Below are 24738 nucleotides of genomic sequence, written 5' to 3'. Positions count from 1 at the left end.
ATTTGCCCGGTCAGTCGCCCTGCGCCTCTGCCCGGCTCTTGCCGCTGACATCCATGGCAAGCGTCGCGGCCATGAACGGGTCCAGATCGCCGTCCAGCACGCCCTTGGTGTCGGACGTCTCGTGCAGCGTGCGCAGGTCCTTGACCATCTGGTAGGGCTGCAACACGTAGCTGCGGATCTGGTTGCCCCAGCCTGCGTCGCCCTTGGCGTCATGCGCCTCGTTGATGGCGGCGTTGCGGCGGTCCAGCTCCAACTGATAAAGCCGCGATTTCAGCGCCTTCATGGCGATATCACGGTTCTGGTGCTGCGATTTCTCGGAACTTGTCACGACGATCCCGGTGGGATGGTGCGTGATCCGCACGGCCGAGTCGGTGGTGTTCACATGCTGCCCGCCCGCGCCGGAACTGCGATAGGTGTCGATGCGGATATCGGCGGGGTTCACCTCGATATCGATATCGTCGTCGATCACCGGATAGACCCAGACCGAGCAAAAGGAGGTGTGCCGCTTGGCCGCCGAATCGAAGGGGCTGATGCGCACAAGGCGGTGCACGCCGGATTCGGACTTGAGCCAGCCATAGGCGTTGTGCCCGGCGATCTTGTAGGTGGCCGATTTGATGCCGGCCTCGTCGCCCGATTGCTCGGCCTGAAGATCGACGGTAAAGCCGCGCTTCTCGGCCCAGCGGACATACATCCGCGCCAGCATCCCGGCCCAGTCGCAGCTTTCGGTGCCGCCCGCGCCGGCGTGGATTTCAAGGAACGTGTCGTTGGCATCCGCCTCGCCGTTCAGCAGCGCCTCCAGCTCCTTCTTGGCCGCGCGCTTGCCAAGCGCTTTCAGCGCGGTTTCGGCCTCGGCGACGATGTCGGCGTCATCCTCGGCCTCGCCCATTTCGATCAGCTCGATATTGTCCGAAAGCTCGGCCTGGATCGCGTCATGTGTCTCCAGCGCGTCGACCAGCGCCTGGCGCTCGCGCATCAGTTTCTGCGCCTTGACCGGATCATCCCACAGGTTCGGATCCTCGACCCGCGCGTTGAACTCCTCCAGCCGGTGCTGGGCGGTCTCCCATCCCAGACGCTGGCGCAAAAGCTCCAGCGACGTCTCAATCTGCTGAGTGATGTTCTGTATTTCGGCGCGCATATGGGTTTTCCTGCTGGGATGCGCGCCTGATACCGCAGCGGGCGGCGGCGGGCAAGCGCCTGCCGCCCGCCCGGACGCCTGTCAGTAGAGCCCGCCGGAGGACATCGAGCCGAACGTCGCCTTTTCGCCCACCTGCCCGGTGCGCCCGCTGGAGGTGGTCACGTCGCGGATCTGCTCGTCCTCGCCATCGCGGAACAGCTCCAGATCGTTGCCCATGGCAAAGCCGCCATCGAACATCAGGCCAAACATCGGATCCTCGCCATCGCGGAAATACTCGGCCACCACGCTGGGGCCGGAGGCGTCATCGGGCAGACGCGCGCCGGTGCGCCGGTCGATCTTGATGAAATGGCCGCCGGGGGGCACCGCGAATTCGCCGCCGCCGTATTTGGCCGTCGCCTTGCGCATGAACTGGGTAAAGACCGGACCGCACATGCCGGCGCCGTAAGCGCTGCGCCCCAGGCTGCGCGGCTGGTCATAGCCGATATAGCAGCCCGCGACGATATTGCTGGTAAAGCCGATGAACCACACATCGCGCGCATCGTTGGTGGTGCCGGTCTTGCCCGCGACGGGCACGGACAGGTTGACGTTGCCTGCCGCCGTGCCGCGCTCGACCACGCCGCGCATCATCGAGGTCAGCTGATAAGCGGTGATCGCGTCGATCACCCGCTCGCGGTTGGACACGATGCGCGGGGCGCGGCCCGGCGCGATGCGCGGATCGTCGCAATCGGTGCAGGTGCGCTCGTCATGGCGGTAGACCGTGCGGCCATAGCGGTCCTGCACCCGGTCCACCAACGTCGGCTCCACCCGCTCGCCGCCATTGGCGAACATCGCATAGGCGGCCACCATCTTGTAAACGGTCGATTCCTCGGACCCCAGCGCGTTGGCCAGATACGGCCCCATGTTGTCATAAACGCCAAAGCGTTCGGCGTAGGCGGCGACGGTATCCATGCCCACCTCCTGCGCAAGGCGGACAGTCATCAGGTTCCGCGACTGCTCGATGCCCGTGCGCAGCGGCGTCGGGCCATAGTAGCGATTGGACGAGTTGCGCGGGCGCCACAAGCCCTGCGGCGTGTTCACCTCGATCGGGGCGTCGACCACGATGGTCGCGGGGCTGTAGCCACTGTCCAGCGCGGCAGCATAGACAAACGGTTTGAAGCTGGAGCCGGGCTGACGCTTGGCCTGCGTGGCGCGGTTGAACACCGAGTTCTGATAGGAAAAACCGCCCTGCATGGCCAGAACGCGGCCCGTGTTCACGTCCATCGCCATGAAGCCGCCCTGCACCTGCGGCACCTGGCGCAGGGTCCAGCGGATGAATTCGCCGTCCTTGGTCATGCGGCGCACATGCACCACCTGCCCGACCTTGAAGGTTTCCTGAAAATTCTTCGGCAGCCACGCGATATCGTCGCGCGGGATCACCTGCGGCTCGGCCTCGGAGATCGGCACGCTTTCGATCCCGATGCGCATCTGCTGGTCCTCGATGCCAAGGATGACGGCCGGAAACCAGTGGCTTTCCAGATCGATATCGCGCGCGACGCTGATGTCGGCCAGTGCCGCGCGCCATGCCTCCTCGCTCTCCAGCGCCTCTGGGGGCAGCGTCTTGCCGGTCCCGCGCCAGCGGCCAAGGTTGCGGTCATACTGCTCCAGCTTGCCTTGCAGGGCGATCGCCGCCTCCTCCTGCATTTCGGGATCGACCGTTGCGCGCACGCTGAAGCCGCCCGAAAAGAACTCGCCTTCGCCGAAATCGCGGCTCAGCTGGCGGCGGATTTCATCGGTGAAATAGTCGCGCGGCGGCAGATCGGCCGAGAACGGCTCGAAATCGCCGTTCTGGACGCTGCGCAAAGGCTGCGCGATCTCTGCGTCATAGACCGCCTTGGTGATATAGCCGTTCTGCTGCATCTCGCGCAGCACGTAGTTGCGCCGCGCCAGCAGCCTCTCGCGGTTGCGCACGGGGTGAAAATTGCTCGGCTCGGCGGGAAGGGATGCCAGGACGGCGACCTCGTGGGGGGCCAGATCGCGCAGGGGCTTGTTGAAATAGGTCTGCGCGGCGGCGGCCACGCCATAGCTGTTCTGACCAAGGAAGATCTCGTTCAGATACAGCTCCAGGATCTTTTCCTTGCTCAGCGCCTCCTCGATGCGGGTGGCGAGTATGATTTCCTTGATCTTGCGCTCGATCTTGCGATCGCCGGACAGAAGGAAGTTCTTGACCACCTGCTGGGGAATGGTCGATGCGCCGCGCACCCGCGCGCCGCGCGTCTTGACCGCCTCGATCACGGCCGCGGCGATGCCGCGCGCGTCATAGCCGCCATGGGTATAGAAATTCTTGTCCTCGGCCGAAATGAACGCTTCCTTCACCAGCTGGGGAATATCCTCGGCGGGGGTGAACAGGCGGCGCTCGCGGCTGAATTCGTCGATGATCCGCCCCTCGCCCGAATAGATGCGGCTGATCGTGGGCGGGGTGTAATTGGCCAGGCTCTGATGGCTGGGCAGGTCGCGTCCATAGATGTAGAAGATCGCGCCGATGCTGAGCGCGACGACCATTACCCCCATGGTGATCAGGCTGAAGATCGACCCGAAGAACGTCAGTATGAATCTAAGCACGCACGCCCGCCTTTTTGGTTCTACGCGTCATATATGCACCCGCGCGCCTGCCGTCAAAACACAAGCGCGCCAGCGCTGCGCCGGTATCCGCCCACGCGGGGCCGCGATCACTGCCGCACCAGCCGCGCATTGGCCGCATCGGCGATGGTCCAGGCGCCGACCGCATCGGCAATCGCCTGCGCCATGCCCGCGCGCCATTCGGGATCGGTCAGGTTGTCCAGGTCGCGGCCATTGGACAAAAACCCCAGCTCCAGCAGGATCGACGGGATGTCCGGCGATTTCAGCACCGAAAAGCTGGCGCTGCGCAAGGGGCGCGAATTGACCGGCAGCCCGGCATCCTTCAGCGCCACCACCAGCGCGCGCGCCATGAGGTCCGCGCGCGGCTGCGTCTCCATGCGGGCAAGATCCATCAACACGTCCGCGACGACATCGTCGGTGCCCGACAGATCGACCCCGGCCAGCATGTCGGCGCGGTTGTGCCGCTCGGCCAGCGCGGCGCTGGCGGCGTCGCTGGCATCGGCGCCCAGCTTGTAGATCGTGGCGCCGCGCGCCATTCCCTCGCCCAGCGAATCCGCGTGCAGCGACAGGAAAAGATCGGCGCGCGCGCCGTGCGCGATGCTGACCCGCCGCTCCAGCGAGACAAAGCTGTCGTCCTCGCGTGTCATCACCACCCGGGTGTTGCCCGCGCGCAGCAGCGCCTCCTTCAACTCGCGCGCAAAACCCAGCATCAGATCCTTCTCCAGCGTGCCGCCCGCATCCGCGCCGGGATCGATGCCGCCATGGCCGGGGTCCAGCACCACCACCAGCGGCCCGCCCTCGCCGCGCGGCGCATCTGCGGGCGCCACATCCGCCGGGTTAGGCAGATCCCAACCTGGCTGCGCCGGCGGCACGCCCGCGCCTGCGGCGAAATCCTCGGCCGAGGTATGCGCGAGCGTCAGCACCAGATCGGCGCTGCCATCCTCGGCACCCGTATTCAGCACCGCATGGGCCAGCGCGAAGGGCCCCGCCAGTTCCAGCACCATGCGCGACCAGCCGGGCCGGAATCCGCCGACGCGCGCCGTGCGCACCAGTTTCGTCTGCACCAGTTCCGGCCCCAGCGTGCCGACCCAGTCCACCTCGCGGAAATCGACGACCAGCCGCTCGGGCGCGTCCAGCGTGAAGATGCGGAACGGCACCCCCTGGCTGAGCGAAAGGCGGATCTGCACCTCGCCTCGCTGGGCGGTAATGGCGCTTGCCTCGGGGTTCAGCCGGGCGAGGCTGCCAAAGCCGCCCTCCTGTGCGCTTGCACCGCCCGCGACCAGCGCGGCGATCAGCGCGATCGTCCATCTCAACATTCTGCTCGATCCAAAATCTTGGCCGGCTTCCCGGCAGTTTCGTTGCGCGCGATCATAACAGCGCGCGGCGCCACTGTCCCGCCCTTCCCGCCGCCAGATCACGAAAACGCGGGCGGCGGCCGGCGCCGCTTGATGCCTGCCGCGCTTTGTCCTTACACTGACGCCGCATCTATCCCTGCCACTCGCGAAAGGCCCGCCCATGCGCCCTGCCCGTCTCATCGTGACCCGCCTGCTCATGATTGCCTCGCTGGTCACGCTGATCGGGGCGCAGCCTGCGCGCGCGCTGTCGCTGCTGCGCGATCCGGATATCGAATATGCGCTGATGGAGCTGGCCGAGCCGATCCTGCAACAGGCGGGCCTGAGCGCGTCGCGCATGAACGTGCTGGTGATCGACGACCGGACGCTGAACGCCTTCGTCGTGGACCGCGATACGATCTTCATCCATTCGGGCCTTCTGCTGAAGATGGAGACGCCGCAAATGCTGCAATCGGTGATCGCGCATGAGGCCGCGCATATCGCCAACGGCCATCTGGTGCGCCGCCCGCAGAACATGCGCAACGCGCGCACGGCCGCGGGGCTGGGCCTTGCGCTGGCCGCGGCCGCGGGCGCGGCGTCCGGCAATGCGCAGGCGGCGGCGGGCATCGCGCTTGGCGCCCAAGGCAGCGCGCAGCGGATGTTTTTTGCCCATACCCGCGCCGAGGAAAGCAGCGCCGACAGCGCGGGGGTGGCCTATATGGCGCGCGCCGGGCGCGATCCGGGCGGCGCGGTGGCGGTCATGGACATCTTTCGCGGGCAAGAGGCGCTCTCGGCCGCGCGGCAGGATCCCTATGCGCGCACGCATCCGCTGTCGGCCGACCGGGTGCGCGTGCTCAAGCGGCAGGCCGCCGCCTACGCGGGCAAGAACGCGCCGGGCAACGCCGATCTTTACTGGTTCGCGCGCGCCAAGGGCAAGCTGTCGGCGTTCACGCGCGATAGCAAATGGACGCTGTCGCGCGCGGGGGAGTCGGGCTTTGCCGATGTGGGGCATATGCGCGCGGCGATCGCCTGGCACCGCCAGTCCAACCTCAACAAGGCGCTGGCCGAGATGGACCGCGCCATCGCCCTGCGCCCCGACGATCCCTTTTATCACGAACTGCACGGCCAGATCCTGATGGAGAGCCGGCAGTTCGATGCGGCCACCAATGCCTATGCCCGCGCCGCCCGCGCGGCGCCCGATCATCCGCTGATCCTGGGCTCCTACGGGCGCGCGCTGGTCGCGCAGGGCCAGTTCGGCAAGGCGCTGAGCATACTGGAAAAAGCGCGCGCCCGCGACGGGCGCGATGCGCGCGTCATGCGCGATCTGGCCGTGGCCTATGCCAAGTCCGGGCAGAACGGCATGGCCTCGCTCGTCACGGCCGAGCGCTATGCGATGATCGGGCGTCTGGAGGACGCGGAAATCCACGCACAGCGCGCGTCCGGCCTGTTGCCGAACGGGTCGGGTGGTTGGCAACGCGCCCAAGATGTGCTTTCTGCCGCCAAAGCCGCCCGCAAATGAGCGGGCCCTGACAGAACGGAGTTATCCAGATGAACCGCACCGCCATCCTGACCGGAGTCGGCGTCATCGTCGCAGGCGCCGCGCTGACCGCATGGGTCACGCCCAACACTGCGCCGCCGCCCCCGCCCGCGCCCGAATACAGCGAGGCACAGGATGCGGCCTTCGGCGAACGGGTGCGCGCCTATCTGCTGGAAAATCCCGAAGTCATCTTCGAGGCCGCCGCCGTCATGGAGCAGCGCCAGCAGGAAGCGCAAACTGCCAATGACGGCGAGCTGATCGCCGCCAATTCCGAGGCGATCTTCAACGATGGCCAGTCCTGGGTCGGCGGCAATCTGGATGGCGACGTCACCATCGTGGAATTCATGGATTACCGCTGCGGCTATTGCCGCCGCGCCTTTCCCGAGGTCGAGGAGCTGATCGAGAGCGACGGCAATATCCGCGTCATCATCAAGGAATTCCCGATCCTGGGCGAGCAATCGGTGATCGCCGCACGCTTTGCCATCGCCGCGCAGCAGGAGCTGGGCGATGAGCCGTATAAAACGCTGCATGATGCGATGATGACCTTCAAGGGCGACATGTCCGTTGACGGCTTGCGCGGGCTGGCCGAGACGCTGGAGCTGGACGCGGAGAAGATCATCGCGCAGATGGACAGCGACGCCGTCAGCGACGTGATCGCGGCCAACCGCCAGCTGGGCGAGACGCTGCAGATAACGGGCACGCCGTCCTTCATCATGCAGGACCAGATCCTGCGCGGTTATGTCCCGCTGGAAGGGATGCAGGAAATCGTCGCCGACATCCGCGACTGATACCGCGCGCCGTCCCGCATCGAGGCGGCACTACTCCGCGGCTTCCTGCGCGGCCTCGGCGTCGATCTGCGCCGCGCGCTTTTCGACCTGCTCGACGATATGGTCGATCATCTGCTCATTGCTCAGCTTGTGGCTTTGCTTGCCCGCAAGATAGACCATGCCGGACCCCGCGCCGCCGCCGGTGAACCCGACATCCGTCATCAGCGCCTCGCCCGGCCCGTTCACCACGCAGCCGATGATCGAAAGGCTCATCGGCGTCTTGATATGGTCCAGCCGCTGCTCCAGCGCCTCGACCGTCTTGATCACGTCAAAACCCTGCCGCGCGCAGCTGGGACAGCTGATGATGTTGACGCCCCGGTGACGAAGGCCCAGCGATTTCAGGATCTCGAAGCCCATCTTGACCTCCTCGACCGGATCCGCGCTCAGGCTGACGCGGATCGTGTCGCCGATCCCGGCCCACAGCAGATTGCCCATGCCGATGGCCGATTTCACCGTGCCGCTGACCAGCCCGCCCGCCTCGGTGATGCCCAGATGGATCGGCGCGTCGGTCGCCTCGGCCAGTTGCTGATAAGCGGCGGCGGCCATGAAGACGTCCGATGCCTTCACGCTGATCTTGAACTCGTGAAAATCATTGTCCTGCAGGATGCGGATATGCTCCAGCCCGGATTCGACCATCGCGTCGGGGCACGGCTCGCCGTATTTTTCCAGAAGATGCCGTTCCAGACTGCCTGCGTTGACACCGATACGGATCGAGCAGCCGTGGTCGCGCGCCGCCTGGATCACGTCGCGCACGCGGTCCGGGCTGCCGATATTGCCGGGGTTGATCCGCAGGCAGGCGGCGCCCGCCTCGGCGGCCTCGATGCCGCGCTTGTAGTGGAAATGGATGTCCGCGACCAACGGCACGGGGCTTTCGCGGACGATCTCGCGCAGCGCCCTGGAGGATGCCTCGTCCGGGACCGAAACGCGCACGATGTCGGCGCCCGCCTCTGCCGCGGCCTGAATCTGCGCGATGGTTCCGGCGATGTCGGTCGTCGCGGTGTTCGTCATCGTCTGCACCGAGATCGGCGCGCCGCCGCCCACCGGAACGCTGCCGACATGGATCTGGCGGCTCTGGCGGCGCTCGATATTGCGCCAGGGGCGGATGGGGTTCAGCGACATTGCGGCAATCCTTCCTGCGGCGGCCACGCCGCCAGCTACTTGCGTGCCTTGTCAGATAGGACGATCCGGCGCCGGATTCAATCGCTGACGACGGGCGCGCCCGGCAAACGCTCGGGCGCGGTTTCCAGTTGGGCGACATAGCGCTCCAGATCGGAATCCTGGCTCAGATCGGCGACGGTCAGCATGTCGGTCAGGCCCTCGGGCGCCAGCGGCAGGCTGGCGGTGACCGCGCCGCGCGGCCCGGCGGGGCCGTAATGCTGCCCTGCGACGTTGAAATAGATGGCGCCCGATTCGCCCACGCGCAGCGTCGGCGGCACCTCGGTCAGCGGCACGTCATAGGTGTCGCCCGCGTTCATGATCCCCTCGTAGATCACGCTGCCATCTGCGGACCGCACACGCACCCAGGCAGGGCGCACCGCGACCATCTGAACGCCGGTCGGCGCCTCGGCCACGACCTGCGGGCTGATGACCGAGGCGATGGCGGCGTCAATCGCGCTTGGCTCGGGCGTGGCGGCGGGCGCCTCGGCGATGGCGCGCGATGCACCGGGCAGCGTGCCGCCCTGCATCGGATCCAGGGTCGAGATCGGTCCGTCCCGCGCCACCAGAACCGGCACGTCAAGCGCCTCGGGGCGGTAGAGCCGGTCAAGCGTCTCGCCTTCCGGCGCGGTCATGCCGGCGCCCGCGGCGGCCACGTCGTCCGTGCCGGTGTCGCGCGCGCCGCCGCGGGCATCGGCCAGCGGGTCCAGATCGGCCAGAACGTCGGGGGTGTTTTCCACGGCAGACACCTGCACGCGCTGCACTTCGCTCAGCACGCTCCAACCGCCATAGCCGATGGCCGCAATCAGCGCGATCAGGACCGCAACGGACCCGATGGCCCCCGGCTCGATCCGCGACAGGATGCTTTCGCTGGCGGGGATGAACGGTGTGCTCGGCGCGGTCAGGCGCGCATCGCCCCGTCCGGCCACCCGGCCCAAAGGCGCATCGCTGCGCCGCACCGAGGATGCGGCGGCCGACATGCCGTGGGCGGTGTAAAACCCGCTTTCGTTGCAGAAAGTGGCAAAGGCGCGGTCGGGGTCCATGCCCAGATAGCGCGCATAGGAGCGCACGTAGCCGGGGATGAAACCGGGTGTGTCGAAGGCTTCGGGATTGGCGTTTTCGATGGCGGCGACATAGCTGGCCTTGATGCGCAGCTCGCGTTCGACGTCCAGGAGGGACTTGCCCATCGTCGCACGCTCTCCGCGCATGAGATCGCCAAGCCGCAAATCAAAGGAATCAAAGCCACGCGGCTCTGATTCGGTGGTTGCGCTGCCTCGCGAAAACCGACGCAAAATCATGCAAACTGCCCCTCAATGTCGATTAGCCTCAGTCCGAATTTCCCGATTCGAACGTGCCCTTTGTTTTCAGGCAAGCTAGCATACCGCAAGCACATTTGCACCATTTAGGGATCTATGCGCTCAGTTCGGCGCGATTCAGCGCACACTGGCTCCACAACTGGTCCATGGCCGTGACCAGATGATCCAGCTCGCCCGGACCATGCACAGGCGACGGCGTGAAGCGCAGCCGCTCGGTGCCGCGCGGGACGGTCGGAAAGTTGATCGGCTGCACGTAGATACCATACCGCTCAAGCAGCATGTCGCTGAGTTTCTTGGTATGTTTGGGGTCACCGACGATCACCGGCACGATATGGCTGCCATGATCGATCAGCGGCAGGCCGAGGCCCTTCAGGCGCATTTTCAGAATCTTTGCCTGCGTCTGGTGCCGCTCGCGCAGCGTCTCGTCGCGCTTCAGAAACGCGACGCTGGCCGCCGCCCCCGCCGCGATGGCCGGCGCCAGCGACGTGGTAAAGATGAAGCCGGGCGCATAGCTGCGCACCGCGTCGCACATCCGCGCGGAGGCTGCGATATAGCCGCCCATCACGCCATATGCCTTGGCCAGCGTGCCGTTGATGATGTCGATCCGGTGCGCCAGCCGGTCGCGTTCGGTCACGCCGCCGCCGCGGGGACCGTACATGCCCACGGCGTGCACCTCGTCGATATAGGTCAGCGCGCCGAATTCGTCCGCGGCATCGCAGATCGCCTCGATGGGGCCGAAATCGCCATCCATCGAATAGACCGATTCGAAGGCCACCAGCTTGGGCGCGGCCGGATCGTCGGCGGCCATCAACTCGCGCAGATGCTCCACGTCATTATGGCGAAAGATCCGCTTGGCCCCGCCATTGCGGCGCACGCCTTCGATCATCGAGGCGTGGTTCAGCGCGTCCGAATAGATGATGAGACCGGGAAAGAGCTTGGGCAGCGTGCTGAGCGTTGCGTCATTGGCGATATAGGCCGACGTGAACAGCAGCGCCGCCTCTTTGCCGTGCAGATCGGCCAGCTCGGCCTCAAGCCGCTTGTGATAGACCGTGGTGCCCGAAATGTTCCGCGTGCCGCCCGACCCGGCGCCGGTGGCCTCGATCGCCTCATGCATGGCGGCCAGAACCTCGGGGTGCTGGCCCATGCCCAGATAATCGTTGCCGCACCAGACGGTGATCGCGGTCTGCGTTCCGTCCGGTCGCGTCCACAGGGCGTGCGGAAACTGGCCCCGGCGCCGCTCGATATCGATGAAGGTGCGATAGCGGCCCTCGCCATGAAGGCGCTCCAGCGCCTCGTCCAGCTTTGCCGTGTAATCGATAGGCTGATCCAACGGAGGGTCCTTTCCTTGGTCGCGGCCCGGCAGCAACGGCAGGCCCGGCGGCACTGTCGCGCTGCCTCTCAGGTGTCGCTTCCGTGATATAGTCCGCGACATTTTCTTGCAACAGGCTACAAATTGCCGCGCCATGCCTTGATGTGCATCAAGCGAAACGGTGCTTTTCCACCTGTGGCCGTGCCGCCGTCTGGACAGTCCGGCGCGTGCTGTTAGGTTTGCGCCAGATATCAAAAATCCGAGGTGCCCCATGTCCCTGACCGCCGTTCTGGACCGTATCGATGCGCAAATGCCGGACGCCACCGCGCGGCTGCTGGAGTTTCTGCGCATCCCGTCGATCTCGACCGATCCGGCCTATGCCGAGGCGTGTCAGGATGCCGCCGACTGGCTGGTGGCCGATCTGCAAAGCATTGGCATCGCGGCAGAAAAGCGCGCAACGCCCAAGCATCCCATGGTGGTCGGCCATGCGGGCCAGGACGCACCCGACGGCGCGCCGCATCTGCTGTTTTACGGCCATTACGACGTGCAGCCTGTCGATCCTCTGGAGCTGTGGGCGCGCGATCCGTTCGATCCGGCGGTCGAGCAGACCCCCAAGGGCGAGGTCATCCGCGGGCGCGGCACGAGCGACGACAAGGGCCAACTGATGACCTTCGTCGAGGCCTGCCGCGCCTGGCGCGAGGTGCATGGCGCCCTGCCCTGCCGCATCACCTTTTTCTTCGAGGGCGAGGAAGAATCGGGCTCGCCCTCGCTGATCCCCTTCATGCAGGAGAACGCCGAGGAACTGCGCGCCGATATCGCGCTGATCTGCGATACCGGCCTCTTTCAGTCGAAAACGTCCGCCATCGTCACCATGCTGCGCGGCATGGTCAGCGAGGAGGTGACGATCACCGGACCCGACAAGGATCTTCACTCGGGCTTTTTCGGCGGTATCGCGGCCAACCCGATCCGCGTTCTGTCCAAGGTTCTGGCGGGCCTGCATGACGACACCGGGCGCGTCACCCTGCCCGGCTTTTACGATGGCATCCCCGAGCTTTCGCCCGAACTGCGCGCGCAGTGGGAGGGCTTGGGCTTCGATCACGCGCAGTTTCTGGGCGATGTCGGCCTCAGCCAGCCCGCGGGCGAGGACGGGCGCATGCCGCTGGAGATGATCTGGTCGCGCCCCACCGCCGAGGTGAACGGTATCTGGGGCGGCTATACCGGCGACGGGTTCAAGACGGTGCTGCCCAGCCAGGCCAGCGCCAAGATCAGCTTTCGCCTGGTCGAGGGGCAGGATCCGGACGCCATCCGCGACGCGTTCCGCGCCCATGTCAACGCGGCGCTGCCGGTCGATTGCAGCGCCGCGTTTACCGCCCATGGGGGCAGCCGCGCCGGGATCATGGACATCTCCGATCCCGCCTTCGAGGCGGCGCGCGCCGCGCTGTCGGAGGAATGGCCGGGCGACGCGGCCTATGTCGGTTGCGGCGGCTCGATCCCCATCGCCGGGCATTTCGGCGAGATCCTGGGCATGACCGCGATGCTGATCGGCTTTGGCAAGGATGACGACGCGATCCATTCCCCGAACGAGAAATACGACATGGAGAGCTTTCACAAGGGCACGCGCAGCTGGGCGCGCATCCTTGATGCGTTATCCGGCGCGAAAGAATGACGATGGCGGGCCATCGCGGAGCGGCCTCGCTGCGCGCAACTGTCTGATGTCGTAGCTCTTTGACGCGATAATCTATGTCACAAATGACAGGGCGCATATGGCATGGACATCCCACACCCTCATTGCTCTGTAGAGGACGCGATATCTAAATTTCCGATGATTGGAGACGAACGACATGACCAAAATGCCCGCGCTGTCCGCTTGTCATTCTGACCCGGCAACCTACCCTCCCGGCATTGCCTTCATGGACGGCCAATATCTTCCCATCAGCGAGGCAAAGATTTCGGTGCTGGATAACGGGTTCCTCCATTCAGATGCGACCTACGATGTTGTGCATGTGTGGAAGGGAGCATTTTTCAGGCTTGATGATCATCTTGACCGCTTCTTCTCGGGGATGGAAAAACTGCACATGTCGATCCCTTTCGGCCGTGCAGAAGTGATCGAGATCTTGCACAATTGCGTGGCTCTGTCAGGTCTCGAGGACGCGTATGTCGAATTCATCTGCACACGCGGTACATCGCCGACATTCAGCCGCGATCCTCGCGATGCTGTCAACCGCTTCATCGCCTTCGCAATTCCATTTGGATCGGTTGCCAACCCGGAACAGATGAGCCGTGGCTTGCACGCAGCCATCACCGAGTTTGTCCGCATTCCACCCAGCTCCGTTGATCCAACTGTAAAGAACTATCACTGGCTGGATTTGGTCAAAGGTTTGTATGCGGCCTATGCACAGGGAGCCGAAACCGCCATTCTTCTGGATGCCAACGGAAACATTGCGGAAGGTCCCGGTTTCAACGTCTTCGCCGTGAAAGATGGTAAAATTTCTACGCCCAAGTCCGGGGTGTTGATGGGGATAACGCGCCAAACAATCTTTGATCTGTGTGCCGAGCTTCAGATCACCTGTGCGGCGCATGATCTGGCACCAAGCGAATTGAGGGCGGCGGATGAAGTGTTCGTGACCTCAACCGCTGGTGGCGTCATGCCCGTCACCAAGATCGATGAAACTTCCATTGGAACCGGATCAGTCGGCCCGTTAACCAACGAGATCACCGAAGCGTATTGGCGGATGCATGAGAATGATCGTTTCCGGCAAGCGATCCGTTATCCCTGATATGGTTTCTCACAAACCAGCCGTTTGCGTGTAGTTTGGGTGATGATCTGACAGAAAAAACGGTTTTGCCTGACATCTGACAAAAACCGCTTGAATGGTGCACCCATCAGGATTCGAACCTGAGGCCTCTGCCTTCGGAGCTGGTCTAAGGACCTATCCGAATTGCACGATAGGGCACGCCAGAGCACGCTAACTATCTGAAATGGATTGATTTTCAGAATCGGAGCTCCGAAGTCTCTATCCGAGAATACGCCTTGATTTCCGCCCGCGTGCTTGCGTGGTGCTTACTCGAAATCGGGGCCTCCGAGGGACGGGAGCATGACCAAACTGACCAAACGGTTCGTAGAGACCGTCGAGCCGCAGAGCAACGGTCACGTCGTCTGGGACGACGAATTGCCAGGTTTCGGTCTTCGCGTCTATCCCTCCGGCAAGCGCAGCTACATCGTCCAGTATCGGTCTCGTGGCCGATCGCGCCGCTACACGATCGGCCTCCACGGCGTATGGGCACCCGAGACTGCGCGCCGCGAAGCCAAGGCCCTGCTCGGACAGGTCGCTCATGGCGGCGATCCTGCTGAAGAACGCGAGGAAGATCGCAAGGCGCTGACCATCAAGCAGCTCTGCGAACAGTACATCGCCGACATGGAAGCTGGTCTCATCCTGGGAAAAGGCGGCCGGCCAAAGAAGGACACCACCATCGCCACCGATGTCGGCCGTATCCGCAGGCACATCATTCCCCTTCTCGGGACACGGCGTGTGCGGGACATCACCAAGCCGGACATGAACAATCTGATGAAGGACATCATTGCCGGCAAGACCCGCGTGACCATGAAGACCGAAAAGCTCCGCGGCAAGGCCATCGTCCGCGGCGGCCGCGGCACCGCGATCCGGACGATGGGTCTGCTTGGTGGCATCTTCTCATACGCAGTCGAGGCTGGGGTGATCGAGCACAATCCCACCCATGGCCTCCGCAAGCCGAAATACCAGGTTCGCGACCGTCGCCTCAGCGAAGCTGAGTACCGTACTTTGGGAGACATCCTTCGTCAGGCTCAGCAAAGCGACCGCTACGGGATACATGCCGAGATACTCAGGCTGATTACGCTGACCGGCTGCCGGCGCGGAGAGATCGTCAACCTCAAATGGAGCGAGGTCGATCTTGAGGGTAGCTGCCTGCGACTGGTCGATAGCAAGGAAGGCTCCTCGGTTCGCCCGGTAGGCCTTCCGGTGGTGGAATATCTGGAGAAGGAACGACCGCACAGAACCGGAACGTACGTCTTTCCCGGCCAGGGCATCGACAACGCGGTCGGCAACTTCCCGCAAAGTTGGAAGAAACTGTTCAAGGACACGCCGCTGTGGGACGTGACGCCTCACGTACTGCGGCACAGCTTCGCGAGCATCGCGAACGATCTGGGCTTCACCGAGATCACGATCGCCGCCCTGATTGGTCACGCCAAGGGGTCGGTCACGAGCAAGTACGTCCACACACTCGACTCCACGCTGATCATGGCTGCAGACACCGTGTCCGGCTACGTGAAGGCTCTGCTCGAAGGGGTCGAGTTCAGGCGCAACACCTACACGCTGGATCGCCAGTCCCGGAAAAGCGCCATCGATCAAATGCTCACGGAATCGCGACCAGCACTTTAGATGGGCGAAACCAAAGCGGCCCGATCGCCCGCCTGGTGAAGGTTTCGCAACATTCCATCCTACCTGCCAGATTTGGCACCTATGTCCATGATAGCCATCAAAAATGACAACTAGCGATGATTGATTTGGGACAATAGCGTTGAAAGCTCGGACGTGAAAATATTCACTACGGAATATCCAGATCCAAGCCTTCCAGTTTCAAGCGCGAATATATGTCGACAATAAGCGCAGCCTGCTTTTCGCTTGGCAACTTCTCCGGTACCCGACTTGCGGCCGTCAATACACCGATATCACGCTCCGAGAGGAGCCTGCGGCCAAGGCCCCATTCCCTCACCTGCTGCCAGAAGGAGCCACCTGCGTTCACAACGGCAGTCTGTGCCTCTATTCCGTTGAGAAGCTTCTGATCCTTGCGGCCTTCGCGCTTGCGATCCTTCTGCTCCTCGCGGGAAATGAGCTCCTCAAGGAAGCTTTCGGGCCAGTCTATACTCATCTTCTGCACTCGATCCCAGCACGCCTGCTTCTTGGCCCACTCGGTGATGTTTCGGATCCCGGACGGTGGATCGATCAGGATATCGTGTACTTCTCTCGCTGCCTGCGCAAGGGCCTGCTCCATCGCCGCCGAGATGGACTGACTGTTCCAGATCGACTGGAAGTCCACAACGCGCTTCATCTCTTCGGTATCACGGGCCATCTTGGCGATTGCATAAGCGACGATGTTCGCGCGGTAACCGCCTTCATACCACGGTTGATCGGACACGATCTTTTCCGTGCTCTTGAACACGATCGCCTTGGCCACGGCTTCCTTGAAGAAGGCCTCGTTGAAATTGTCGTCGTTCTTCTTCCAAGCCTGACCAATTCCGTGCGCAAAGTGGGCGAAATTCTTTTGTGCCCCAAGGCTCACCTTGTCCGGCTTTTGCTCCCAGACATTGAGGAATTTGGCGAGGTCGGTCTTGGAGAACAGCTGCGCACGGGGATGCTCCAGATCGAATTTCTTCCTTTGAGCTGGTGTCAGCCTTGAACGCGCATCATTGAACTGTCCTCGCGCCCGTTCATAGAACCATCTGGTTTCGCGGAAGGTACCATCCGGGGAAGGCGCATAGATCCGGCGCGAGAAATCCTCCATCCTGACGTGGAAGGGATGGTTGGCAAAGAAGTCAGCCGCGTTCACGCGGTTCTGGCTGTTGGCAAACTCGGATATCTTCGGGACGACTTCTTCGGTCTGCTCCTCATCAACGATGGAAAGCTTCATCTGCACGAAGACTTTGGAGAGATCTACCTTGTTGCGCATGGCCATGTGAATCGACGCCGTTGTCTGGCCGCCATTCACGATCTGCAGGTTTCGAACCCCCGTCAGAACGAGCAGTCCGTTTCGCTCTTCGGTTGTGACGGCCTCCGCAGTTGCCGTGATGCCGTTGTTGTAGGCGAAGAACATTGAGGGGTCGTTCTCGAGCGTGTTTCTTATGCCCTTGTTTACATTGCCGCGCGCCTGAAGGAATACCCGCACGTTCTGTTCAAGCAGCCGCGCCCCCCACCGATCATATATGGATGCGAGCATCTGGCCCGGCACGACGGCCAGATACGCTTCGTATTCATCGGCAGAAAGGTGGGCTGGCAATAGGGACAGCACACCGCCGAAATCCTTCTCGAGATCAATCTCGATCTCCTCACGCCCGTGTCCCACCGTCGCGAAACGATGCAGGCGCTTGATGTCCCACACACTGTAGGTAACGGTCCTCCCGTCAATCTTGTCGGCCTCTCGACCTTCGACCCGGTCGCTGAGTTCGCGGTTGCTAATCAGGAACATGCGGATGTGAGTGATCCTGCTCCAGCGCTGAGCGATCAAATCCGCAAGACCGAAAGCAGGGCTGGTTTCCTCGAGTGCATTCCGCCACTTTGGATCCAGCGCTCTTTGCAGAAACTTGTAGAGCCTCTGAAAGATCGCGTTCATCTCGGTCTGGATGAGGCGGCCGATCTGTGCCGACTGATGGAAATCGGCGATGATTAGGCTGAGCGTTCCGGACGCGTTCACGGGATCTCCGCCGTAGCCGTCGACGCGTATGCCGCTGTTCGGAGGACCGCGATAATCGGCCCTGTCAGCAGTATCGAGTTCACCGGCGTCAGTGAGGAAAGTGCAGAACTTCTCGAAGAAGACGGTTTCGACGAACTGGCCGGCGGCATCTGCCTCGCTCAGGATTTCCTGGAAGAAATCCTTTGCAAATTCGTCAACGCCGATCGCCATTCGTGCCTCCTGCCAACAGCGATGTCATCCGAGCGTGATCGGTCCGGAACGCCTCGCAATCCTGAAGCGCGATCGAATATCGCACGCTGGTGACACCAGCGGGGTACATGTCCGGCGTTATCCGCGGAAAGTCCCCGACCACCTCGAACAGATGGTCGGGGCCCATGAGCCATTTCCTGTCGGAGTAGTCGTCTGCCCAGTCGAACCCGACCGCGAGCAATCTTTCCTCGAACAGATCAACAATAGAAGGGCCGTGCGCCTGAATCTCATCCAGAACGCTTTGCACGACATCCGTCATCGAAAGCCCCTTGGGATCATCCTCGGAAGTACCGGTCACCTCGGCAACATTCAGGAACAGGGCATCGACCCCGGTTGTGTCGAGCTGGTGCTCAGTCGAGATGGAGACAAAGGGAGTAGCGGCACCCCGTCGCGCCTTCACTTCGATGCAGACACGTCCAACCTCGAAATCTTTTGGCGCATCAAGAGGCCCCGTCCAAGACCTGATGGATGCGTCGATGCCGATTGATGGAAACAGGTGCTGCCCCATCAAGCGGAGTTCCCCGATCAGGCCCTTTTGCTCTTCGTCGGACAGCCTCTCGTCTCGGCCTCCGCGCAGAAGCCGGTGCCAGCGCCAGGTACGGGCGAGGAACCGTTCGATGGCGTCCTGTTCGGAGCGCGCGAGACGGGTTGCCGCGATGATATCAAGGCACAACCGATGAAAGATCTCCCGCTGCTCATTGTCCCTGAGACGTATGACCAGAAGCGCATGGCTCCCGCCCTGCGGCAGGCGCGTTTCGATCCCGAGACCTCGCATGTTAGGCAGCTTGTTCCTGGGCCGGTTCTCCGGCGCATGCTGCAAGATGAGAAGACAGCTGCCATCGACGTCCACGGCCCAGAACAGACCCCACTGCAACTCCGGATCCACACGACGGCCACTTGCGGTAGACGACTGCGCCGGCGGTGACAGGTCTTTCCAGGGATCGGCGGCTTCAGTCATCGTCACCCTCTGCCTCGTCCTCGTCCTCCTCTTCCTGGTACCTCTCGCGGAACCAAGTCGTGTTGACGACGTACTCGACCTTCTTCTCTTCATGATCGGTACGCGGGAAGCTTATGCTCCATGCTACCACGGGATCGGATTTGCTCAGATCCTCGTCTTCCTCACCAATGGCAAGCAGATGCACAACCAGCAAAGGCCGCTTTCGCACGCGGCGATAGATTCGGTCGGGATAGTTCAGGCGATCACTGGAACGCGGCGGGTCGGTCTCATTGCGGTACCCCTTTCTCGCCGCGGATACTTCGTCTTCGGTCAACCCGACCGCCTCGATCCCGCGCGACGAGACACGCTGCTTTTCGGTGACGAGCAGTGTCTTGTCATCACTTCTTTTGCCGGCCGCCCTGCGCTGACAAATGATCTTGAAGCCGAGACTGTCGTCGACGAGTGATCTTTCGGTCGCGCGACGCAGGCCCGAGAAGAAGACGTCCCATTCGGACAATTCGGTCCCAATTCGATCTTCAATATATTTCCGAATGGGATCCGTCTCGGTCAGGAAGGAGCCCTGATGATTCTGGAAGGCCGCCAGAAAGTCGATCACATGAGAAACGGAAACCTGCCTGACAAGCTTGCCACCCCCGATGTCTTCTCCCGTCTCGGGCGCATGTCCAGTTGATCTGAGGCATTTTGCGAGGTCGACGGCAGCCTTGCGATTGGCCTTGAGACTCTTATCATCCCGACGAAGCATCGCAGTCTCGACAAACTGATTGGCCAGCCCGATCGAAACCACCAGGCGTTCCCCGGACCCCATCTTGTTCCGTGCGGTCACGATGAGAGTGTCGGGATGGCTGCGTACCTTGAGGCCAAACTCCCGCGGAGTTGCATTCGCGGCCTCCATGCGGCGCAACTCATCGCGCAATTCCTCGATCGACTCAGCGATATGCGCGTACCAGCCCTCAGCTTCCTCCAGCATCCAGACGCGGCAGAGGTCATCGTAGCCAGGCCGATAACCGAACCAGCGTCCCATTTGCATCAGCGTGTCGTACATCATCGAGTTTCGCAGGAAATAGCTGACCATGAGCCCTTCCAGCGTCAGGCCGCGGGAAAGGGAGAATCCCCCGACTGCGATGATGTTCAGACCGGTTCTCCTGTGCGCGTCGTAGTCGAGGGAATCGGACGATCGACTGTTTACCTCGACCACGTTGATCGGGCTGATACTGTCCCAGAGGCGGTTCTGCACCTCCGTCCATGAAACCCCGCAAGCGGCGAATTCAGCGTCGAACACGCGTTTCAGGGCTCCGATTTCCGGATCTCGGAGCGCCTCCCGTTCCGGGCTGGAGCCATTGACCCGAATGTTGCCTCTGATCGTGTTGATGCGATTGTGGATTTCATTGCGCAGCTGGCGCTGAACATCGGTGAAGCGCGACGCGTTGACCAGCATGGAATTGTGCACCCGTTCATGCCCACGAACGAGGCGAATGGCGCGTCCGACGATGAACGATCTGACCGCATTTTCGAGGCTCTCGGGCAGTCCGGCTACGACGTGGGTCCTAGGGTGCTTCAGGGGCAGCAGGTCTTCGTTGTCCTCGATATGGCGCACGACCGACGTTCCGGATGCATCATCCGGATCGGTCAGGAAAACCCGGGAGGCGCCGAAATAGTTGTCCGGCGGATCGAGGCTGACGATAAAATCTCGGGGGAAGAGGTCTGCGCCGAACATCTCGTCGTCGCTGTCGGGATCGATGAAGATGTTCGCGAAGGGGGTCGCGGTGTAACCGACGTAGCAGCTGCGGTCGAAGACATCGAGCAACTGGCGGATCTGCCCGTTTATCCGCGACACTTCATCGTTTCCCTTCTTGATGTTGATTGACGCGTTGTCGGCCTCGTCATCAATCAGCAACATGGGGGCACTAATCGATGACGTTCCTCTCCTTGCATTGTGCTCCTTCAGCCATTCGAGAAGATTCTTCAGCGTGCTTGAATTCTTCTTGATCACGAAAACCGCCGGCTGTTTCAGGTTCTCGAGCGGAATGCCGATGCTGGTGGCGGTCTGCTTGTTGAAGTCCCTCAGGGTATTGGTGAAGGCGTTCGGCCGTCGGCTGGAATCGTAGCGTCCGACGCCAATGATGCTCTCGGCCCCGTGGCGATTCATTTGTAGCTTGGAGCTGTCGAACCCTGTGAACCCCTCATCAATTCGCGACTGTGTCTGACTGCGAAGATTGTTATGAATTCCGGCGATGATGATAATCACCTCGTAACCGGCATCCGCCGCCTTCGACAGGAGACCGATGTAATTCGCCGTCTTGCCGGACTGGACGTGTCCGACGACCATTCCCCGCCGATCCCACTTTCCCTCCTTCTTCGGGTTTTCGAGAAGGCCGAGGGTGCGATCCGTCACGCTGTCCAGCGTGGCAAGTACCTGGCCGGAGAAACCTCGTTCGGCGAGCAGTCGCCGATAACGCTCCCAGAAAAAGAAGTCGATCTCCGACCGTGCATCATCGAGCCATTTCTCGAAGCCGGGATCTTCAAGCGTTGAACCGATGTCCATGGTGACGCCATGAACATGTTCGAATTCCATGGCGAGCGCTTCAGCCTGCTCGTCGGTCACGGAAGAAAAGAGCTTCCGGACGTGCTCGATCTGCTCGCGGATCATGTCGGGCGTTGGCAGCCGCCTCGCGAGAACGGCGCCCACCATGTCGCGGAGATCCCGCAGTTCGTTGCTCATCCCTCATTACCCCTCGCTAGAACGCTAATGGCTTCTTCTGCCGCCTTCCAGTTCGAGCGAAATGGTTCGGCGGAAGACATCATCAGCCGAACATCATCGTCGGACAAATCACCGGACTTCAGGGTCAGGTAGGTTTGCGTGACAAGGCCCGCGAATGCTTCTTCATCCAGCATCCTTGTGGACACACTTTCCGGATGGGAGCTGACGTCGGCAAAGAACGTATCAATTGGAATTGTCGATGCTATTAAATCAAGCAACCGGGCAAACTCCCGCTTCTGCTCATCGCCAAGGGTGTTCGAGAAATGACTGAATGCCGGATGATCCGGATTCAGCCCATAGGAAATCTGGTTCTTGTCCTGGCTTCTCGTCCAGACAGGCAACCGATTATCGCTGACCAGTTTCCGTCCGCGTGAGGTATAGGCGCGCCTTGAGCCTGCCCCGATGACTTCGATGATCCTGCGAAGCCGGTCTCGAACTGGTGCCGGCGGCTGGGCGGACGCCTTCTTGACATCGATCTTCCACTCGGCATCCATGCCGTTGGGCATGTCGATCCGGACACGGGAAAGCTTCGTCAATTCCGACTGCCGGGCCAGATTGAACCAGGTTCCGTGAATGATTAGACGCTTCTCACGGTAGAGATAGAACCCCTGGTTCTTGATGTACCCTTCAGGGCCGGCATATCGATTCCACTCATCGGCCGTTACCTTCTTGTGGTGCGGGAGGGTCACGGGCTGGATGCGGATCTCCCCGTCACCGAGACGGAACACCTCCTCGTCCCCGAATGTCGTCGCCAGATGGCGGGAGTGAAACGGATCGAATGGCTTCAACCTGCGGCCATTCAGGAATATCGAGACACGTTTCAGACCCGGCTCCCCGGCAAGGAACCTGTGAAACACGAGTTCCAAGTGGGATGCTGTCTCATCGATCTGTCGAACAAGGTTTCTTCTGTCGGCCTCGTTCCTAGGGTCAACTAGGCGATCGAGTTTCTCCCAGACCACGAGCGTGCCGTCTTGCTGGAGCCGGTCTGCCCAAGGGGTGCCGGCGGTGCTGTCCGGAAACTCCACATACCATTCATCAGTCTCGGCAACGGTATCGAGATCCCAGGCGGCACAGGAGGTGATCCCGGCCTTGCGCGTAACCACCGTCAGCCTTCGGCATTGCGAAAAGGACGCCGTCTTCAGGCCCAGTCCGAAGCGGCCAAGATCATGATCTGGCCGATCTTCGAGCGGGCTGCGTGTTCCGGGACGCATCGCCTCGAGCAACTCACTCTCAGACATGCCCGAGCCGTCATCGATGAGACCGATAGCGGGAACATCGCTTGTCGTATCCGCAAGGAGTTCGATGTTCCTCGCGCCGGCCGTGATGGAATTGTCGATGACATCGGAAACCGCCGTCTGCAGGGAATAGCCGATATCCCTCATGCTCTCGATGAGGAGGGAGGCACGCGGGGGAACCCTTTCCCGCCTCAGGACCGCTTTCAGATCATCTGTTGCCATCAACTCTCGATCGTCCCCTGCACTGGTAGATCGGCGACGCCTTCCGTACCGCCCTCGGTTTTGCCGATGATCTCCCAGAGGCATTCTGCAATCTGCAATGCGAGAAATGGCGGAACGGCGTTACCGACCTGAATGTATTGCTGCGTCCGATTCCCCTTGAAGAAATAGTTGTCGGGAAAGGTCTGAAGTCGCGCCGCTTCCCGGACCGTCAGACTCCGGCACTGGGAAGGGTCGGGATGAATGAAGTAGTGGCCGTCCTTCGAGATGTGACTGGTTACCGTGCTTGCCGGTCTGGTCGCGATCTGCACCCTGAAACGGTCCGCGAATTTTCCGCTTCCCCAGTTTCTGTGGTTCGGCGCGAGCGCCGTGGGAAATTCCGATGCCTTGGGCGAACGTCCAGCTGCACGTCCGAACGCGGCGGCAAACAGATATCGTGCGAGGTCACTCGCCATATGGCCACGTGTTTCGTTGTTGGGGAGTCGTTCGAGATTGGCATCGATCAGCCAGTCGCGCAGCCAGGTAGGGCACGAGTTCGGCAGGCCTGTTCCGTGGTCAGCCGAGCGCTTCAGGATGGGCGTCGCCTCGAGCGCTGTACCTGCCTCCAATGCAGCGGCAGCGAATTCATCTCTGAATTCCTCGGGAACGCCAGCAGCTTCCCGGGTCACAGTATCCGTTGCGTTCAGAATGGCCTCTCGCCACGCATCGGGATTGTCGTTTCGGCTGAGACCACTGCGCAGCCGCGGCATCGTTCCGATCAGATCCCCAACCGTGACTGACGGATTCCAGGGCGACAGCCGTGGGAGGACGCCGTCGCGGAGATTGTCCGCAATATCGTGACGCAATCCGATGATGATGACGCGATGGCGGGCCTGTGGCACGCCATGATCCTCCATCCGAACAATGAAGTCCTGCGGCGCAACCTCCCTGCCGCGATCTGCCATCTTCCCTCCTGGAGCAAGAGCCACGAGGCGATAGCTATCAGGTCCCGCAGCCGATCTGAGGTCGGCCATCACCCTGTGAAATATGCGATCACCCTGGATTGCAGACGACAGCATCCCCTTCACATTCTCCATCACAAAGGCTGCAGGCTCCAGCTCTCGCAGGACATCCACATATTTCTGATAGAGAAAATGACGTTCGTCCTTGTGTGGCAGATAGTCGGCTATGCCCACGTTTCTCGAGCGACCAACAAGCGAGTATGCTTGGCAGGGCGGACCTCCGATAAGCAGGGTACGGTCGCCGTAGTGTCTTCGGATTTCCGCGATGCGCGACGCCAGAAACTGGCTGGTCGGCTCCGAGCCAAGCTCCATGCAGCGCGCTTCGTGTCTCGCGGCCTCCCACTGATTCGGATAGAGACGCGACCAGTCCGGCTCACTTTCACTGCCGTTGAGGAACTCGTAATATTCTGCGGGAGGCTTGCCACCAAATTTTCGGAAGAAACTGCGCAGCAGAAGCGTTGCATGTGCCGCGCAATCCTTCTCGATCGATACTTCAATCGAGAATGGACGAAAGCCAGACTTATCATGAAAGGCGGAAAAGCCTTCGCCAAGCCCTCCAGGGCCTGCAAATAGATCAACGATGCCAATACTGGAAGACAAGCCGAACCCTCCGAATGCGTACTGAAACATGTATAACACTTGTGA

The 24738-nt window shown here is 62.0% G+C and carries 16 protein-coding genes; 5 read left to right on the top strand and 11 right to left on the bottom strand.

The annotated features are described in order from the left end of the window. Positions 1-10: 10 nt before the first annotated feature. From prfB to DC366_RS00160, 3 genes are all read right to left on the bottom strand, one after another. Positions 11-1135: a peptide chain release factor 2 gene (gene prfB, locus DC366_RS00170; protein ID WP_108690187.1), complete on the bottom strand. Its 1125-nt coding sequence runs from the start codon at positions 1133-1135 to the stop codon at positions 11-13. An 81-nt stretch (positions 1136-1216) separates the two neighbouring features. Continuing rightward, positions 1217-3733, bottom strand: coding sequence for a penicillin-binding protein 1A (locus DC366_RS00165; protein WP_108690186.1), 2517 nt, complete (start codon positions 3731-3733; stop codon positions 1217-1219). A 107-nt stretch (positions 3734-3840) separates the two neighbouring features. Beyond that, entirely contained in the window at positions 3841-5067 is a 1227-nt protein-coding gene (locus DC366_RS00160) for an N-acetylmuramoyl-L-alanine amidase (RefSeq protein WP_108690185.1), read from the bottom strand. 199 nt (positions 5068-5266) lie between these two features. Between DC366_RS00160 and DC366_RS00155 the strand changes: the two genes are divergently transcribed. Together DC366_RS00155 and DC366_RS00150 are read left to right on the top strand one after the other, a co-directional pair. Then, the gene (locus tag DC366_RS00155) at positions 5267-6601 is read left to right on the top strand and encodes a M48 family metalloprotease (RefSeq protein WP_108690184.1); all 1335 of its coding nucleotides are present in this window, start codon (positions 5267-5269) and stop codon (positions 6599-6601) included. Positions 6602-6630: 29 nt separating this feature from the next. Next, the gene (locus tag DC366_RS00150; protein WP_108690183.1) at positions 6631-7407 is read left to right on the top strand and encodes a DsbA family protein; all 777 of its coding nucleotides are present in this window, start codon (positions 6631-6633) and stop codon (positions 7405-7407) included. Between the two features lie 30 nt (positions 7408-7437). Here DC366_RS00150 and ispG read toward each other — a convergent pair whose 3' ends face one another. The 3 genes from ispG to hemA form a co-directional block, all read right to left on the bottom strand. Next, positions 7438-8565 (bottom strand): flavodoxin-dependent (E)-4-hydroxy-3-methylbut-2-enyl-diphosphate synthase, encoded by a 1128-nt coding sequence (gene ispG / locus DC366_RS00145; protein ID WP_108690182.1) that lies wholly within the window; start codon positions 8563-8565, stop codon positions 7438-7440. Between the two features lie 77 nt (positions 8566-8642). Continuing rightward, positions 8643-9899 carry a helix-turn-helix domain-containing protein gene (locus DC366_RS00140; protein ID WP_108690181.1) on the bottom strand — a complete coding sequence of 419 codons (1257 nt, stop codon included), beginning with the start codon at positions 9897-9899 and terminating at the stop codon, positions 8643-8645. A 112-nt stretch (positions 9900-10011) separates the two neighbouring features. Next, the gene (gene hemA / locus DC366_RS00135; protein ID WP_108690767.1) at positions 10012-11235 is read right to left on the bottom strand and encodes a 5-aminolevulinate synthase; all 1224 of its coding nucleotides are present in this window, start codon (positions 11233-11235) and stop codon (positions 10012-10014) included. 262 nt (positions 11236-11497) lie between these two features. Between hemA and DC366_RS00130 the strand changes: the two genes are divergently transcribed. The 3 genes from DC366_RS00130 (at position 11498) to DC366_RS00120 (ending at position 15644) form a co-directional block, all read left to right on the top strand. Next, positions 11498-12892 (top strand): M20/M25/M40 family metallo-hydrolase, encoded by a 1395-nt coding sequence (locus DC366_RS00130; RefSeq protein ID WP_108690180.1) that lies wholly within the window; start codon positions 11498-11500, stop codon positions 12890-12892. A 175-nt stretch (positions 12893-13067) separates the two neighbouring features. Then, on the top strand, positions 13068-14003 hold the full coding sequence (locus DC366_RS00125; protein WP_108690766.1) for an aminotransferase class IV: 936 nt from the start codon (positions 13068-13070) through the stop codon (positions 14001-14003). Between the two features lie 318 nt (positions 14004-14321). After that, on the top strand, positions 14322-15644 hold the full coding sequence (locus DC366_RS00120) for a tyrosine-type recombinase/integrase (protein WP_108690179.1): 1323 nt from the start codon (positions 14322-14324) through the stop codon (positions 15642-15644). A 166-nt stretch (positions 15645-15810) separates the two neighbouring features. Here the strand turns inward: DC366_RS00120 and DC366_RS00115 are convergent, their stop codons facing one another. From DC366_RS00115 to DC366_RS00095, 5 genes are read right to left on the bottom strand one after another with little or no spacing between them, the layout of a single operon-like run. Next, positions 15811-17883: an AIPR family protein gene (locus DC366_RS00115; RefSeq protein WP_108690178.1), complete on the bottom strand. Its 2073-nt coding sequence runs from the start codon at positions 17881-17883 to the stop codon at positions 15811-15813. Further along, a complete protein-coding gene (locus tag DC366_RS00110; protein WP_165802815.1) occupies positions 17867-18880 on the bottom strand; it encodes a PD-(D/E)XK motif protein in 1014 nt (337 codons plus the stop codon). Before DC366_RS00110 ends, DC366_RS00115 begins: the two co-directional genes overlap by 17 nt. Next, a complete protein-coding gene (locus DC366_RS00105; RefSeq protein WP_108690176.1) occupies positions 18873-21599 on the bottom strand; it encodes a Z1 domain-containing protein in 2727 nt (908 codons plus the stop codon). The genes DC366_RS00110 and DC366_RS00105 overlap by 8 nt, the downstream gene beginning before the upstream one ends. Further along, complete coding sequence (locus DC366_RS00100) at positions 21596-23095, bottom strand: ATP-binding protein (protein WP_108690175.1); 1500 nt, start codon at positions 23093-23095, stop codon at positions 21596-21598. Before DC366_RS00100 ends, DC366_RS00105 begins: the two co-directional genes overlap by 4 nt. Then, positions 23095-24723, bottom strand: a complete 1629-nt coding sequence (locus tag DC366_RS00095) for a DNA cytosine methyltransferase (RefSeq protein ID WP_243404985.1) — start codon at positions 24721-24723, stop codon at positions 23095-23097. Before DC366_RS00095 ends, DC366_RS00100 begins: the two co-directional genes overlap by 1 nt. Between the last annotated feature and the right edge of the window lie 15 nt (positions 24724-24738).

The organism is Pelagivirga sediminicola, from assembly GCF_003072125.1.
GTDB lineage: Bacteria > Pseudomonadota > Alphaproteobacteria > Rhodobacterales > Rhodobacteraceae > Roseovarius > Roseovarius sediminicola.
The sequence above is the reverse complement of the archived record's forward strand: the minus strand, read 5'-3'. Positions and strand labels throughout refer to the sequence as shown.

Bases quoted from the DNA above. Each gene is read 5' to 3' on its own strand.
- prfB (WP_108690187.1), bottom strand. From the start codon at position 1,135: ATGCGCGCCGAAATACAGAACATCACTCAGCAGATTGAGACGTCGCTG.
- DC366_RS00160 (WP_108690185.1), bottom strand. From the start codon at position 5,067: ATGTTGAGATGGACGATCGCGCTGATCGCCGCGCTGGTCGCGGGCGGT.
- DC366_RS00155 (WP_108690184.1), top strand. From the start codon at position 5,267: ATGCGCCCTGCCCGTCTCATCGTGACCCGCCTGCTCATGATTGCCTCG.
- DC366_RS00150 (WP_108690183.1), top strand. From the start codon at position 6,631: ATGAACCGCACCGCCATCCTGACCGGAGTCGGCGTCATCGTCGCAGGC.
- ispG (WP_108690182.1), bottom strand. From the start codon at position 8,565: ATGTCGCTGAACCCCATCCGCCCCTGGCGCAATATCGAGCGCCGCCAG.
- DC366_RS00140 (WP_108690181.1), bottom strand. From the start codon at position 9,899: ATGATTTTGCGTCGGTTTTCGCGAGGCAGCGCAACCACCGAATCAGAG.
- DC366_RS00130 (WP_108690180.1), top strand. From the start codon at position 11,498: ATGTCCCTGACCGCCGTTCTGGACCGTATCGATGCGCAAATGCCGGAC.
- DC366_RS00125 (WP_108690766.1), top strand. From the start codon at position 13,068: ATGACCAAAATGCCCGCGCTGTCCGCTTGTCATTCTGACCCGGCAACC.
- DC366_RS00120 (WP_108690179.1), top strand. From the start codon at position 14,322: ATGACCAAACTGACCAAACGGTTCGTAGAGACCGTCGAGCCGCAGAGC.
- DC366_RS00115 (WP_108690178.1), bottom strand. From the start codon at position 17,883: ATGGCGATCGGCGTTGACGAATTTGCAAAGGATTTCTTCCAGGAAATC.
- DC366_RS00110 (WP_165802815.1), bottom strand. From the start codon at position 18,880: ATGACTGAAGCCGCCGATCCCTGGAAAGACCTGTCACCGCCGGCGCAG.
- DC366_RS00105 (WP_108690176.1), bottom strand. From the start codon at position 21,599: ATGAGCAACGAACTGCGGGATCTCCGCGACATGGTGGGCGCCGTTCTC.
- DC366_RS00100 (WP_108690175.1), bottom strand. From the start codon at position 23,095: ATGGCAACAGATGATCTGAAAGCGGTCCTGAGGCGGGAAAGGGTTCCC.
- DC366_RS00095 (WP_243404985.1), bottom strand. From the start codon at position 24,723: ATGTTTCAGTACGCATTCGGAGGGTTCGGCTTGTCTTCCAGTATTGGC.